At 63.1% G+C, this 14,585-nt stretch carries 15 protein-coding genes and 1 riboswitch; of the genes, 9 read left to right on the top strand and 6 right to left on the bottom strand.

The window, feature by feature from the left end; translation table 11 throughout:
• Position 1: 1 nt before the first annotated feature.
• From glp to IHN22_RS06175, 9 genes are all read left to right on the top strand, one after another.
• Entirely contained in the window at positions 2 to 1,198 is a 1,197-nt protein-coding gene (gene glp / locus IHN22_RS06215) for a molybdopterin molybdotransferase MoeA (protein ID WP_191434183.1), read from the top strand.
• A gap of 32 nt (positions 1,199 to 1,230) precedes the next feature.
• Positions 1,231 to 1,710, top strand: a complete 480-nt coding sequence (gene moaC / locus IHN22_RS06210) for a cyclic pyranopterin monophosphate synthase MoaC (RefSeq protein ID WP_191434181.1) — start codon at positions 1,231 to 1,233, stop codon at positions 1,708 to 1,710.
• Entirely contained in the window at positions 1,697 to 2,206 is a 510-nt protein-coding gene (gene mobB / locus IHN22_RS06205) for a molybdopterin-guanine dinucleotide biosynthesis protein B (protein ID WP_191434180.1), read from the top strand. Before moaC ends, mobB begins: the two co-directional genes overlap by 14 nt.
• Positions 2,199 to 3,173, top strand: a complete 975-nt coding sequence (moaA, locus tag IHN22_RS06200; RefSeq protein ID WP_191434178.1) for a GTP 3',8-cyclase MoaA — start codon at positions 2,199 to 2,201, stop codon at positions 3,171 to 3,173. The genes mobB and moaA overlap by 8 nt, the downstream gene beginning before the upstream one ends.
• A 4-nt stretch (positions 3,174 to 3,177) precedes the next feature.
• Positions 3,178 to 3,615 (top strand): MOSC domain-containing protein, encoded by a 438-nt coding sequence (locus IHN22_RS06195; RefSeq protein ID WP_191434176.1) that lies wholly within the window; start codon positions 3,178 to 3,180, stop codon positions 3,613 to 3,615.
• Positions 3,616 to 3,617: 2 nt separating this feature from the next.
• Positions 3,618 to 4,103 (top strand): MogA/MoaB family molybdenum cofactor biosynthesis protein, encoded by a 486-nt coding sequence (locus IHN22_RS06190; RefSeq protein ID WP_087187395.1) that lies wholly within the window; start codon positions 3,618 to 3,620, stop codon positions 4,101 to 4,103.
• A gap of 3 nt (positions 4,104 to 4,106) precedes the next feature.
• Positions 4,107 to 4,225, top strand: a riboswitch (molybdenum cofactor riboswitch).
• On the top strand, positions 4,218 to 5,093 hold the full coding sequence (gene modA, locus IHN22_RS06185; protein ID WP_191434174.1) for a molybdate ABC transporter substrate-binding protein: 876 nt from the start codon (positions 4,218 to 4,220) through the stop codon (positions 5,091 to 5,093). (Overlaps the previous riboswitch by 8 nt.)
• A gap of 55 nt (positions 5,094 to 5,148) precedes the next feature.
• On the top strand, positions 5,149 to 5,847 hold the full coding sequence (gene modB, locus IHN22_RS06180; RefSeq protein WP_191434201.1) for a molybdate ABC transporter permease subunit: 699 nt from the start codon (positions 5,149 to 5,151) through the stop codon (positions 5,845 to 5,847).
• Positions 5,847 to 6,902: a sulfate/molybdate ABC transporter ATP-binding protein gene (locus IHN22_RS06175; RefSeq protein WP_191434172.1), complete on the top strand. Its 1,056-nt coding sequence runs from the start codon at positions 5,847 to 5,849 to the stop codon at positions 6,900 to 6,902. Before modB ends, IHN22_RS06175 begins: the two co-directional genes overlap by 1 nt.
• A gap of 40 nt (positions 6,903 to 6,942) precedes the next feature.
• Here IHN22_RS06175 and IHN22_RS06170 read toward each other — a convergent pair whose 3' ends face one another.
• The 6 genes from IHN22_RS06170 to addA form a co-directional block, all read right to left on the bottom strand.
• Positions 6,943 to 7,572, bottom strand: a complete 630-nt coding sequence (locus tag IHN22_RS06170) for a YigZ family protein (RefSeq protein ID WP_191434170.1) — start codon at positions 7,570 to 7,572, stop codon at positions 6,943 to 6,945.
• Positions 7,569 to 8,102 (bottom strand): GNAT family N-acetyltransferase, encoded by a 534-nt coding sequence (locus IHN22_RS06165; protein ID WP_087388863.1) that lies wholly within the window; start codon positions 8,100 to 8,102, stop codon positions 7,569 to 7,571. Before IHN22_RS06165 ends, IHN22_RS06170 begins: the two co-directional genes overlap by 4 nt.
• A gap of 154 nt (positions 8,103 to 8,256) precedes the next feature.
• Positions 8,257 to 9,549: a GTPase HflX gene (gene hflX, locus IHN22_RS06160; RefSeq protein ID WP_087388862.1), complete on the bottom strand. Its 1,293-nt coding sequence runs from the start codon at positions 9,547 to 9,549 to the stop codon at positions 8,257 to 8,259.
• Positions 9,550 to 9,583: 34 nt separating this feature from the next.
• On the bottom strand, positions 9,584 to 10,087 hold the full coding sequence (locus IHN22_RS06155; RefSeq protein WP_191434168.1) for a flavin reductase family protein: 504 nt from the start codon (positions 10,085 to 10,087) through the stop codon (positions 9,584 to 9,586).
• Between the two features lie 119 nt (positions 10,088 to 10,206).
• Complete coding sequence (gene rpmE / locus IHN22_RS06150; RefSeq protein ID WP_007489589.1) at positions 10,207 to 10,413, bottom strand: 50S ribosomal protein L31; 207 nt, start codon at positions 10,411 to 10,413, stop codon at positions 10,207 to 10,209.
• A 128-nt stretch (positions 10,414 to 10,541) separates the two neighbouring features.
• A complete protein-coding gene (gene addA / locus IHN22_RS06145) occupies positions 10,542 to 14,102 on the bottom strand; it encodes a helicase-exonuclease AddAB subunit AddA (protein WP_191434167.1) in 3,561 nt (1,186 codons plus the stop codon).
• Positions 14,103 to 14,585: the final 483 nt, after the last annotated feature.

Here is a 14,585-nt window from a genome sequence, read left to right as displayed (position 1 = left end):
TATGGTCACGGGCATTTCGCTGGAACAGGCAGTTGAGCTGATAACCGGTAAACTGTCCCCGCTGGGAGCGGAGACACTGCCCGCCCTTCAGGCTCTGGGCCGCACCCTGGCAGACCATGTGGCTGCCCCCATCGACCAGCCGCCTTTTGACCGCTCCCCTCTGGACGGCTATGCTCTCCGCTCTGCCGACATCGCCGGTGCGGACCGGGACCACCCCGTCTGCCTGCCGGTAGTAGACACCCTGTATGCTGGAGACGAGGCAAAATCCCCTCTTCTGCCCGGACAGGCCATCCGCATCATGACGGGAGCCATGCTGCCCCAAGGCTGCGACTGCGTACTTCCCCAGGAGGACACCGACCGGGGCAACCCGGTCAACATCTATGCCTCCCTTCCCCCTTATAAAAATTATATCTATCAGGGTGAGGACTACCGGGTGGGCAGCCTGTTACTACCGGCGGGCACCCGGCTGGACGCCGCTGCCCTTGGCGTATTGGCCAGCGCCGGCCTCACAGAGGTAGCCGTGCGACGCAGGCCCAAAGTGGGGCTGCTCACCACCGGAGACGAAGTGGTGGAGGCCGGTCAGCCCCTCCCTCCCGGGAAGATTTACGGCTCCAACGGAGCCCTGCTCACCGCCCGGCTGACGGAGCTTGGTATGCCTTCCCTTTGCCGTCATGCCGCTGACTCCCCTGCCGCTGTAACAGAGGCCATGGAGGGGATGCTGGAGGACTGTGACCTGCTCATCACCACCGGCGGCGTGTCGGTGGGTGACAAGGATATCTTTCACCAGGCCCTCCCCCTGCTGGGGGCGGAGCGGGTATTTTGGAGGGTGGACCTGAAACCGGGCACCCCGGCTATGTTCTCCCGGTATAAGGGCAAGCCGATCCTGTCTCTGTCCGGCAACCCCTTTGCCGCTTTCACCACCTTTGAACTGTTGGCCCAGCCCCTGCTGGCCGCGCTGGCAGGAGAGCCCCACCTGCTCCCCCGACGGCAGCAGGCCATCCTGACCACCCCCTATGACAAACCCAGCCCCCGGCGTCGTTTTCTTCGGGGCCAGTATGAGAACGGGCAGGTGACGCTGCCGGTGGGGCATTCCTCCGGCCAGCTGGCCTCCCTGGTGGGGTGCAACTGTCTGGTGGAGCTGCCTGCAGGCACTCCGCCGGTGGATGCTGGACAGGCCATCCAAGTGTGGCTGCTGTGACCACCTGATATCGATTCTATAAGGAGGTTATTATGGAACCTGCTTTCAATCATTTTGACGAGGCCGGCAACGCCATTATGGTGGATGTGACCGGCAAGGAGCCCACCTATCGCACAGCGGTGGCCGAGGGCACCATCAAAGTAACCCCGCCCATTCTGGCGGCCATCACCGGACGCACCGCTGCCAAGGGCGACGTGCTGGGTGTGGCCCGGGTGGCGGGCATCATGGCCGCCAAGCGCACCTGGGAGTTGATCCCTCTGTGCCATCCCCTGCTGCTCAGCCACCTGTCGGTGGATTTTGAAATTCTGGAAGAGGCCTGCGCCGTGCGGGCTACCTGCACCGTCAAGCTCTCCGGCAAAACCGGCGTGGAAATGGAGGCCCTCACCGGCGTCTCTGTAGCTCTGCTTACCATCTACGATATGTGTAAGGCCCTGGACAAGGGGATGGAATTGGGCAACATCCACCTGGTCCACAAGGAAGGCGGCAAGTCGGGGGTGTATGACCGTGGCTAAGCCCCTGGTGGTGGCGGTATCCGGAGTGAAAAACTCCGGCAAAACCACCCTCATTGAAGCCATGCTCCCCCTGCTGGAGGAGTCCGGTCTCACTGTGGCGGTAGTCAAGCACGATGGCCACTCCTTTGACGCAGACCCGCCCGGCACCGATACCGGCCGCTTCATGGCCGCCGGTGCGGCAGGCACCGCCATCTTTGACGGGGAAAAGTTCAAAATCGTAAAGAAACAGCCTGTAACAGAGGACTTTCTCATTACGCAATTTCCCGAAGCGGATCTGATCCTGCTGGAGGGCTTCAAGCACACCGGCTGGCCCAAGCTGGAGGTGGTGCGAAAGGGCAACTCGGAGAGCCCGGTATCCAACCCGGCCACCCTGCTGGCCCTGGTCACCGATCTGCCTCTGGAGATCCCCGACGTGCCGGTGCTGCCCCTGGACCAGCCCCATGAGGCGGCCCGCTTTCTGCTCCGTCTGGTAAAGGAGGATGGCGGCCATGCTTGACCAATTCGGACGCAGTATCCGCTATCTGCGGGTATCGGTCACCGACCGGTGCAATTTGCGCTGCCGCTACTGTATGCCCGAGGAGGGCGTAGAGTGGGTGGACCACAGCGCCATCCTCACCTATGAGCAGATCATCCGCCTGGTGCGTCTGGCCGCCTCTCTGGGGGTGGAAAAGGTGCGCCTCACCGGCGGCGAGCCTCTGGTCCGCAAGGGATTGGCTGGACTGGTAAAGGATCTGAAATCCATTGACGGCATCCGCACCATCAGCCTCACTACCAACGGGGTACTGCTGGCAGAGCAGTTGCCCGACCTTCTGAAGGCTGGACTGGATGGGGTGAACCTCAGCCTGGACACCCTGGACCGAGATCAGTTTGCTGCCCTTACCCGCCGGGACGAGCTGCCTCGGGCCCTGGAGGGGCTGGAGGCCGCCCTGGCCGCGCCGAACCTCACTGTCAAGGTCAACTGCGTCCCCTCGGGGGGCAACGACGCCCAGTTGGTGCCTCTGGCCGCGCTGGCAAAGGACCGGGACCTGACCGTCCGCTTCATCGAGCTCATGCCCATTGGTCTGGGAGACACCCTCACTCGCCGCACCGAGGAGGAGGTATTGCAGCAGCTGGAGGCTGCCTTCGGCCCCGCCCTTCCCTGCCCCTCCGATGCTCTGGGCGGGCCCAGCCGGAATGTGACCTTCCCCGGCTTCCAGGGCAAGGTGGGCTTTATTAGTGCGGTGTCCCATCAGTTCTGTCAAAGCTGCAACCGGGTGCGGCTCACTGCCACCGGTTTTCTCAAGACCTGTCTGCAATACGACCACGGGGTGGATCTGAAGGCCCTGCTGGATGCCGAAGCAGACGATTCCGCTCTTCTCCAGGCCATGGCCGACGCTATCGGCCACAAACCCGCCAGCCATCACTTTGGCGGAGACAGGCAGGCCCGGGACGAAGGGCGCAATATGAATCAAATTGGAGGATAAGACCATGGGCAAAGTGATCGCTGTCTGTGTCAGTGAACAGAAGGGTACCCAGAAGAAGAATGTGGGCTCCGCCCAGTTCGTGGAGGACTGGGGCATCCAGGGGGACGCCCACGCCGGTAAGTGGCACCGTCAGGTTTCCCTGCTCTCTCATGAGCAGGTAGAGGCCTTCCGGGCCAGAGGCGCCGTGGTGGATGACGGCGCTTTCGGGGAAAACCTGGTGGTGGAGGGCTACGACTTCAAGACCCTGCCCATCGGCACCAAATTCAAGTGCAACGACGTGGTGCTGGAGCTGACCCAGGTGGGCAAGCAGTGCCATGCCCACTGTGAAATCTACAAGGTCATGGGCGACTGTATCATGCCCCGGGAGGGCGTGTTCACTAAGGTGCTCCATGGGGGCACCATCTCGGTGGGGGATAACCTCACCATCGTGGAGGAGGGCTGAATATGCGGGTAGCTATCATCACCCTCAGCGACTCCGGCTATGCCGGACAGCGGGAGGACAAGAGCGGCCCGGCCATCCGGGAAATGGTGGAGGCGGCAGGTTATGAGGTGGTCCACACCGCCCTGCTGCCCGACGGCATGGAACCGCTGGGCGGTGAGTTAAAACGGCTGTGCGACAACGATCTGGCCGACCTGATCCTCACTACCGGCGGCACCGGTTTCTCCCCTACCGACCTGACTCCGGAAGCCACCCTGGTGGTCACCGAGCGCCCCGCCCCCGGCATTGCCGAGGCCATGCGGTGGCAGTCTCTCCAGATCACTCCCCGGGCCATGCTGAGCCGGGCGGCGGCAGGCATCCGCAAACAGACCCTCATGGTCAACCTGCCCGGCAGTCCCAAGGCGGTGCGGGAGTGTCTGGAGTTCATTCTCCCCTCTCTGGCCCACGGCCTGGAGATTTTAAGGGGGACTACGGGTAACTGCGCCCGTTAAGATAAGTTCTGAATTCTTCGAGCCCGTAACGCCTAAAACCTTTGCCGTCATGGCGGCGGGCCGGGGCGCTCCTGGAAACGGGGCCGCCTACCATTTTGTAAAGGAGAATGCAGCATGAAAAAAATCCTATCCCTGATCCTGTCCCTCTCGTTGATCCTGGCGTTAGCCGCCTGTGGCGGCAATTCCGGTGCCGCCCAGAGCCCCGCTCAGAACAGCGAGACTCCCGCTGAAACCACCCCAACCCAGGCCGAGGAGGTGGAGGTGGTGGTGTTTGCCGCCGCCTCTATGGAGGCCACCCTGACCCAGATCGCCGACCTGTACAAAGAAGTGGCCCCCAACGTAACGCTCACCTTTACCTTTGACTCCTCCGGTACCCTAAAAACCCAGATCGAGGAGGGGGCGGTGTGCGATCTGTTCATCTCCGCCGCTCAGAAGCAGATGGATCAGCTGGACGCCGCCGACACCACCGGCACCAACGAGGGGCTGGACTTTGTGCAGTCCGACACCCGCATCAACTTTGTGGAGAACAAGGTGGTGCTGGCGGTGCCCGACGACAACCCCAAGGACATCCAGTCCTTCTCCGATCTGGCCACCGATAAGCTGTCTCTGCTCTGCCTGGGCAATGACGACGTGCCCGTAGGAGCCTACTCCCTCCAAATTCTGGACACCCTGGGTATTGATATCACCGCTTTGGAGGACGCCGGTAAGGTGACCTACGCCTCCAACGTGTCCGAGGTTGCCAACCAGGTGAAGGAGGGGGCGGTGGACTGCGGCATCATCTACGCCACTGACGCCTTTACCTATGAGCTGAACGTAGTGGATCAGGCCACCGCCGATATGTGCGATCAGGTCATCTACCCCGCCGCCGTCATGAAGTGCGGCGGCAGCCAGGCCAGCCAGGCCGCCGCCCAGGCCTTCCTGGATTACCTGCACACCGATGAGAGCGCCATCTCCGTGCTGGAGGGCGTGGGCTTCACTGTCATTCAGTAAAAGTAGGGGCCTGCCGCCGTGCGGCAGGCCCATTTGATAAGGCAGGTGACCGGTTCTGGACCTCTATCCTCTTTTCAATTCCCTGCGCATCGCCGCCATCTCCACCATACTCATCTTCTTTCTGGGCATTCTGGCGGCCTACTATGTGGCCAAGCTGCCCCGGCTGGTGAAGGGTGTGCTGGACGTGGTCCTCACCCTTCCTCTGGTTCTCCCCCCCACCGTAGTGGGCTATTTCCTGCTGCGGCTGCTGGGGCCCAAGCGAACTGTGGGACTATGGTTTCTGGAGGTCTTTGACCTGCGGCTGACCATGGTGTGGTACTCGGCCATTTTCGCCTCGGCGGTGGTGGCGTTCCCCCTGATGTACCGCACCGCCCGGGGAGCCTTCGAGTCCTTTAATGTTACCCTTGCCCACGCTGCCCGCACCCTGGGCAAGTCCAACACCTGGATTTTCTGGCGGGTCATGATGCCCTATTGCAAGCAGGGCATCATTGCCGGCACTGTACTTTCTTTCGCCCGGGCCTTAGGCGAGTACGGCGCCACCGCCATGATCGCCGGGTACACCCCCGGCAAGACCGCCACCATCTCCACCACCGTCTACCAGCTCTGGCGCACCGGCGACGACGCCGGAGCCATGCAGTGGGTGCTCATCAACCTGGCCATCTCCGCTGTGGTGCTTCTGGCCGTCAATATGCTGGAGAAAAAGGACCGCAGGCCCCGCCGCCGGGCCGCACCCGTCTCCGGGGAGGTGGAATAATGCGGTTACAGGTAGATATCCATAAGGACTTCGGCAAATTCCAGCTGGACTGCTCTTTTGAAACGGAAAGCGGCCAGATTACCGGCCTTCTGGGGGCCTCCGGCTGCGGTAAGAGCCTCACCCTCAAGTGCATCGCCGGTATCGAGAAGCCTGACCGGGGCCGCATCGTGTTGGACGGCAGGGTGCTTTTCGACTCGGAGCAGCACATCGACCTGCCCCCGCAAAAGCGGCGGGTGGGCTACCTCTTTCAGAATTACGCCCTCTTCCCCAACATGACGGTGGCCCAGAACATCGCCGTGGGGGTACAGGACAAGACCGCTCGCAAAGAGACGGTGAGCCGCCTGATCTCCTCCTTCTATCTGAAGGGGCAGGAGCACAAATACCCCCACCAGCTATCCGGCGGCCAGCAGCAGCGGACGGCGCTGGCCCGCATCCTGGCCAGCGGGCCGGAGGTACTGCTGCTGGACGAACCCTTCTCCGCTCTGGACAGCTACTTGAAGTGGCAGGTGGAGCTGGAGCTGGCCGACATTCTCTCCACCTTCTCCGGGCCGGTGCTCTTCGTCACCCACAACCGGGACGAGGTGCAGCGGCTGTGCCAGCAGGTGTGCGTACTGGACAATGGCCGCTCCCAGGCCATGATGCCGGTACATGAACTCTTTGAGGCCCCCCGGACCCTGTCGGCCTGCCTGCTGTCCGGCTGCAAGAATGTGTCCCGCGCCCGTGCCACGGCAGACGGCAAGGTGGAGGCTCTGGACTGGGGCGTGACCCTGGACCCAGGCCAGCCGCTGCCGGAGGGGCTGACCCATATCGGCGTCCGGGCCCACTACATCAGGCCCGTGGAAGGCCCCGGCCCCAACGCACTCCCCTGCCTGGTGGAGCGGGTGGTGGAGAACGTATTCTCCACGGTGGTCATGCTGTCCACCCCCGGCGGCAGCCAGGGCTTTTCCCGTCTGCGCATTGAGCTGGAGAAGGACCGCTGGGCCGCTCTGTCCCAGCACGACCCTCTGTGGCTGGAGCTGCCCTCCAAAGATCTCCTGTTGCTGACCAGCAATTAAAAAGCGTCCCCACGGCGTTGTCGTGGGGACGCTTTTGCTTTTATTTGATGGGTACTGCCCGGAAGGCTTCTCCCAAAGTCATGGGAGCCACACCTCCTGCAGTCATCTCGGTGAGCCGGGCGGCGAAAGCCTCGGTGTTCTCCTCGGGCAGCAGCACATGGACGGTAACGTCGGCGGCGTACTCGCTCTCCCCCAGTACACCACCCTGAGCCTCCGCCTCCTGGCGCACCCGTTCGAAGAAGGAGTAGGGGCAGGTCACCGCGGTCTCCACCCACCGGCGCACTACCGAGATCCCGGCGGCGTCCAGGGAGTCCTTGGCACTCTGGGTGTAGGCCCGCACCAGACCGCCCGCCCCCAGCAGCACGCCCCCGAAGTAGCGGGTCACCACACAGCACACGTTGGTGACCTCCTCCCGCTGGAACACGTTGAGCATGGGCTGACCGGCGGTGCCCTGGGGCTCTCCGTCGTCGGAGTAGCGCTCCACGCCGCCCTCCTTGATGCGGTAGCACCAGCAGTTGTGGCGAGCGTCGTAGTACTTCTTCTTCATGGCCTCGATGTAACCCCTGGCCTCCTCCTCGCTCTCCACCGGCCAGACATGGCCGATAAACCGGGAGCGCTTCTCCACAAATTCCGTCTCCGAGGGGGCGGTGGGGACATAGTATTCCGTCATCTGGCCTCCCACTCCCTTCTGGTAATGGCAAAATAGTGGGCCAGCCGGGTCTCATTCAGCTGCTCCACCGGCTCCACCCGGGACAGGCGGTAGGTCATGCCGCATTTCTGCATCACTCGCTTGGATTTGCGGTTGCCGTCGTAGTAAGCGGCCCAGATGGCAGCATAGCCCAGGTCCACAAAGGAATGGCGGAGGATGGCCTCCACCGCCTCTGGGATCAGGCCCTGGCCCCAGCAGTCCCGAGCCAGGGAGTAGCCCACCTCCTCGCTGGGGGTGCCCAGCTCGGTGCGGTGCTTGCCCACAAACCCGGCGGAGCCGATGAGCCGCCCGTCGGACTTTTGAATCACCGCAAGGGTGTCAGAGGGCAGGAAGATCTCCCGGATCACCCGTAAGCTCTCCGCCTCGTCGGCGTGGGGCTTCCACCCAGCCCAGGGACCCACCTCCGGGTGTCTGGCATAGGCATACAGGCCGACCGCGTCCTTCTCCGTAAAGGGACGCAGCAGCAGGCGGTCAGTTTCCAGTGGCTGCATAGCCGTTCCTCCTCATATCACAAACATTTAAAACCCCTCGGAGAGCGGAGGGGGTATCGCGCCGTTTCCGGCGCGTATCTAGGGGGAACTGGTTCCCCCTGGAAGGCGCGGCTTGAAGCGAAGCGACGCATTTTCCGCAGAAAATGCCCGCGCCTCAGTCTTCCCAAAACTCCTTGGGGGGCGTCCAGCCGGACACAATATAGTCCTTTAACCTGCCCAGCTGAATGGGGGTGCACACAGCCTCTACCTCGATGGTCTCGCCGTAGTCCACCCGTTCCACCTTGGCCTCCCGGTGGAGCAGATCCACAATACCGCCCTTGTCATAGGGAATGTGGAGCACCACCCGGTGGGCGCCGGTGTCCAGCCGGTCGCCGATCTTGCTGAGCAGCTCGTCCAGTCCCTGGCCGGTCTTAGCGGAAATCGATACGATGTCCTCGCCGTGGGGCAAAATCTCGCTGGGGCAGCGGTCGATCTTGTTGAATACGTCGATACGGGGAGTCTGCTCGGCGCCCAGCTCACAGATCAGCTTCTCCACCACCTCGGCCTGCTCCCGCCACTCCGGGTTGGAGGTGTCAATGACATGGAGCAGCAGGTCGGCGTAGGACAGCTCCTCCAGGGTGGCCTTGAAGGCCTCCACCAGATGGTGGGGCAGCTTGCGGATGAAGCCTACCGTATCGCTGAGGAGCACCGTGCAGGTGTCGGAAATCTCCAGGGTGCGGGTGGTGGTATCCAGTGTATCGAAGAGCCGGTTGTTGGCGGGGATGTCCGCCCCGGTTAGCTTGTTGAGCAGGGTGGACTTGCCGGCATTGGTGTAGCCTACGATGGCCACCACCGGCACCTCATTTTTCTCCCGGCGGGAGCGCTGGGTAGCCCGCACCCGGCGCACCTGGTCCAGTTCCTCCCGCAGCTTTTGGATTTTCCGGCGGATGTGCCGCCGGTCAGTCTCCAGCTGAGTCTCACCGGGACCGCGGGTGCCGATGGCGCCCTCCTGCCGCTCCAGGTGGGTCCACATACCTAGCAGTCGGGGCAGCAGGTACTGATACTGGGCCAGCTCTACCTGGAGACGGCCCTCCTTGGTGCGGGCCCGCTGGGCGAAGATGTCCAGAATGAGGGCCGCCCGGTCCAGCACCTGGACCTTCAGGTCCTCCGACAGGGCACGCTGCTGGGAGGGAGACAGGGGGTTGTCCACGATAACCATGTCCGCCCCCATGGCGTCCACCAGTTCCTTTACCTCCGCCACCTTGCCCTCACCGATGAAGGTACGGGGATCGGGGGTATCCTTATTTTGAAACACGGTGCCCACGCACTCGCCGCCCGCCGTCTCCAGCAGGTCGGCCAGCTCCTCCATGGAGGAGTCGTCGGCATTTTCCGCCTCGGACAGGCAGTGGGCGTTGAGGCCCACCAGCACTGCCCGGTTGATTGCTTTTTTCTCTTGGTTTTCTGTCATGTGTCCTCCGATGGGCGCAGGGTGCGCCCCTACGTTATACTTTCCGCAAGACCTCCAGGATCTCGCCGATGAAGATACGGTGATAATCCTTTTCGGGGTACCACTTGCTGTCGATCTCCCTGTCCAGGAAGTGGGTGGGGTCCATGTCCTGCCAGTAGGCCTTCTTGCACACCAGCACCAGGTCGGCCTCCTCAAAGTAGGGGGCGCCCTCCGCCGTGGCAACCGTGAAGCCGCACTCCTTCACCTTATCCATATCCCGGCCGCTCTTGGAGCCGCACAGGGCCAGAGCCTTCCGGTACTCCTCCCCAAAGAAGCACAGGGTAAAGGTGTCCTCCCGCTCCACAAACTCCAGGGTGTACCGCTGGGGCCGGATGTAGACCGTAGCCACCGGCTTGCCCCACAGCACCCCCAGGCCGCCCCAGCTGGCGGTCATGGTGTTGCACTGGTCCTTGGTTCCGGCGGTAATGAGCATCCACTGATCCCCGATGAGGGAAAAGACGTTTTGATCCAACGCCTTGGGGTCGATCTTTTCAAACATAGCGCACACCTCCTGTTGTCTCTGCTCTATTATATGTGTCTTTTCGAAAAAAAGAAAGGTGCTAATAGGAGTAAAAAAAGGGCCCGTACCGAAACCGGTACGGGCCCTTGTATACGGACTTACTTCTTGTCCAGGCCGAACTTCTTATTGAAGCGGCTGACACGTCCGCCAGTATCCACCATCTTCTGCTTGCCAGTAAAGAAGGGGTGACACTTGGAGCAAACTTCCACGCGGATGTCCTTCTTGGTAGAGCCGGTCTCGATCACATTACCACAGGCACACTTGATGGTGGTCTGCTCGTAGTTGGGATGGATGCCTTCCTTCATTGTTGTGTTCACCTCTTTCTCGTTCCGGATGAAGCGGCGCAGCAAACCTCCACGCCTTATAAACGCTAGAATATAATAGCACAAAGCCTGGTGGATTGCAACAGTTTTTTTCAGAAATTTTCAAATTGCTACAGATCCACACTCTGGTTCAACGCAAAGAACCACAGCACCCGGCGGATCACCTGTTTTCCAGTGATTTCCGCCAGAGCCCGGCTGTATGCCTCCAGCTGGGGGCGGTAATGCTCTGCACGTTCCGCCACAGTGCGCTTGGTCACCCGGTCGGTCTTGAAGTCCACCACCGTGATGCCCTCCAGAGTCTCATAGTAGCAGTCCACCACGCCCTGGAAAAGCACCTGCTCCCCCTCCCCCGCCTGGGGATAGTAGCGGCTGGCAGGTTCCAGAATGGAAAACTTGAACTCCCGCCGCAGGGAGACAGAGGAGAGCAGCTGCTGCCCCAGGTCCGACCGGAAGAAGGCAGCGATGGGGGCAGGGTCCACCGCCTCCCCCTGCTGGGGGGTGATGTACTGCTGTTCCACCAGGCGGGCTATCTCCGCCCGCACCCCTTCCACCGTCTCGGACCGCTCAAAGTCGATGTACTGGAGCACCTGATGAAGGGCGGTACCCTGCTGAGCGGCGGTGAGACCCATCTCCTCGGCGGCAAACCGGGGCCGTCCAAAGCTGAGAGGTCTGGCAGGCCGTGGGGCCTCCTCCGCCGCCTCCTCGTCCAAAGCCCTGCCCTTCAGCTGAGTAGCGGTAAGCTTGGAGGGAATGGCCACCTCCGCCTCATGAGGATAGGTCCAGCGCAGCAGGTTGGCCAGATCCTCCCCACCTTCTTCCTCTTCCTGCTCCCGCTGCGGAGCTGTCCAGCGGTGAGGCGGCATCTGCGCCAAGGGCGTTCCATCCACAAACCGGATGTCCCACGCCGGACCAAAGGAGGTATCCAAGACCGCCACGTCCTGTCCCGCCGCCCGGCGGAGGGCTCCCGCCTCAGGGCGGCACAGAGCATGGAGCAGTACCCACTGGCCCACACTCTGGCAGGCCAGCAGTACCTGGGGGTCCACCGGATCACCTGCGTCCCCTGCCAGCTTCTCCAGATCCTTCCCCCCGCCGGTGAGGGCCACCGACAGGATCAGCTTCTCTTTGGCACGGGTCATAGCCACATAGAGAAGCCGCAGCTCCTCCGCCATCATCTCCCGCTCCAGCTGGCGGGCAACCGCCATCCGGGCCAGAGTGGGATATTCGATGCCCCGCTCCACGTCCAGACCCTTGGGGCCCACACCCAGCTTGGGGTGGAACAGAATTGGGCGGCTCATGTCCTCCCGGTTGAGCCGCCGGGCCAGACCGCACAGCAGCACCACCGGGAACTCCAGACCTTTGGATTTATGGATACTCATAATCCGCACTCCGCCGCCGGTGCGGCCGGGGGTGGGAGGCATCAGGGTATTTCCGTTCTCCCTCAGCCGGGTCAGGTAGGTGAGGAACCGGAACAGGCCCTTGTGGCCCGCCCCCTCGAACTGCCGGGCCAGCTCGGCCAGGGCCAGCAGGTTGCCCTGCCGGGTCTCTCCCTCCTCCATGGCACCGAAGATACCCAGCAAATTGGTGCGGTCATAGATGTGCCACAGCAGCTGGTGACTGCTCATGTCCCCTGACCCAAACCGCAGGTCGTCCAGCTCGGCCAGGAAGGCCTTACTGTCCTCCCCGTCGTCAGCGGCCAAGGCAGCGTAAAAGTCGGTATCCGGGCTGGCCGCCCGAATCTGGGCCAACCGGTCGGCCGAGAAGCCGTACACCGGGGAGCGCAGTACCGAGATGAGGGGCACATCCTGCCGGGGATTGTCCACGATCTGGAGCAGAGACAGGGCCACCGAGATCTCGGTGGAGCCGAAGAAGTCTCCACCTCCCTCGGCCTCCCACAGGATATCCCGCTCGGCCAGGGCCCGGGCGTAGTGGCGGAGCACCGTGTTGGGGGAACGAAGCAGGATCACCATATCGGAGGGACGCACTGGCCGGGTGCCCTCCTCCCCGTCGGAGACAGGGAAGTTTTGGTCCAACAGGTCCCGGATCCGGCGGGCAGCAAATCGGGCCTCCAGCAGGTCCCGGCTCACCTTCTCCGCGCCCTCTTCTCCATCGATATCCCCGTCCAGGGCGTCCAGCTCCACGCAGTAGGTGGAGTCCGGTTGGAAAGGGCCACCGGGGTAGAGGGCCTGGTCGTCGGAGTACTCCATCTCACCAAAGGGCACCGACATGACGGCCCGGAACAGGTCGTTGCATCCCTCCAGCACCTCGGGCCGGGAACGGAAGTTGCGGGACAGGATGACCCGCCGCTCTTCCCCCTCCCCTGCCTCGGTGTAAGGCTTGAAGGAGCGGTACTTGCCCAGGAAGATGGTGGGGTCGGCCAGACGGAAGCGGTAGATAGACTGCTTTACGTCGCCCACCATAAACAGATTAGTCCCATCTTTGGACAGAGCGGAGAAAATGGCGTTCTGTACCTCGTTGGTATCCTGGTACTCGTCCACCATGATCTCATCGTACCGGGTGCTCCACTGGCGGGCCAGCTCGGTGGGCTGGCCGTCCTCACCCACCAGCAGGCGTACCGCCATGTGTTCCAGGTCTGAGAAGTCCACCAGCCCACGCCGGGCCTTCTCGGCGGCATAGACCTCCTCAAAGTCCCGCACCAGGGCGAACAGCCCCCGCATGGCGGGGTACACCGTCCGCAGGTCAGCCAACAGGTCGTCCCCGCTGTCGGCAAACCAGTCCTCCAGCTTCTCCAGCCGCTTTTTGCAGGCGGTGCGGATGGCCTTCACTCGCTCCACGGCGGCGGGGTCGTCCACCATCTTCTTCCGGCCCACCGTGGGGAAGGGAATGGGCAGCAGGGCCCGGGCAGCATCCCACCCCTGGCTCGCCGCCTCCTCAAACTGCTGTAAGGCCTGGGCGGTCTGGGCTACGCTGTCCCCGTAATTGGCCAGCAGATTGGCGTCCCGCTCACACAGATCCCGGGCCTCCTCCATCCGCCGCCGCCAATAGGCGGCCTGCCCGGCGGCATCAGCCAGCAGCAGCTGCCCCCAGGGTGTCTGCACCGGGTCGGAGATTCCCTCCAGAGCAAAGGTCCGCTCCTGTTCCTCCAGCCAGGCGGCGGGATTGGGGTGGGCCTGGACCCGGCCCCGGATGTCCAGCACGATTTGGATCAGCCGGGCGTCGTCCCGCCCGGCTGACATGGTGTCCACCAACTGGGCAAAATCGCTGTCCATGGCCTCATACCGCCTGTCCAGCACATCGTTGAGGGCGCGGAGCATGAGGATGCCCGCCTCCCCCTCGTCGCACAGCCGGAAATCCGGGTCCAGATCCAGCAGGTGGCCGCACTCCCGCAGCAGTTGGGCGCAGAAGGCGTGGACCGTGGAGATCTGGGCCTTGTAAACCAGCGTGGCCTGTCGGCGCAGATGGACGTCAGAGGGGCGCTCGGCCAATCGGGCGGACAGCTCCTCCACGATGCGGCTCCGCAACTCGGCGGCGGCGGCCTTGGTGTAGGTGATGACCAGGAAGCGGTCCACATCCAGCCCCTCCCCCTCCACCCGGGCCAGGAGCCGCTCCACCAGCACCCGGGTCTTGCCCGAGCCGGCGGCGGCGGACACCAGCAGCCCGCCGCCCCGGTTGTCCACCGCGGCCTGCTGTTCGGTTGTCAGGGAGAATGCCATGGGCGCTGCTCCTTTCTGGTGAGTTGTAAAACAATCTGTAGGGGCGGATATCATCCGCCCGCCTGGTGGAGGCCCGGCCTCCCGGCGGGGGCCCCCATTTCTTCCCGAAGAAATGGGGGGAAAGAAGGGCCGGGGGGCTCCGCCCGCCCTGGACCCCCCAGTACGGGGGTTCATGGCGGCGGTGGGCTGTGTTTGGTCTGCAAGAACCGGGCTTGCATTGCCGCCCGCTCTACGGGAGATTACGTTACAGGCGCTGCCGCGCCCCGGGTGGCACGCATCGCGGTTACCCTGCAATCCCTGCAAAGGGCTGCGCTGTACCGGCTTGGCCCGCCGGGCCGCCGTCGGTGCCATGCCGCTGAAATACTGCGGTGTTTGTGGCGGCTTGGAAACGGCGCGTCAAGGATGCCGCGCCCTACATCGTCGGCCCAAGCTACGGATCGTTCGCTTCCGGGCAAGCCCGAAAGCTCATTCCCTCCGCTGGGC

The sequence above is a fragment of the Flavonifractor sp. An112 genome (genome assembly GCF_904377885.1).
In the GTDB taxonomy this organism is placed as follows: domain Bacteria; phylum Bacillota; class Clostridia; order Oscillospirales; family Oscillospiraceae; genus Flavonifractor; species Flavonifractor avicola.
Note: the sequence above shows the minus strand (reverse complement) of the source record. Positions and strands in the feature narration are given on the sequence as shown.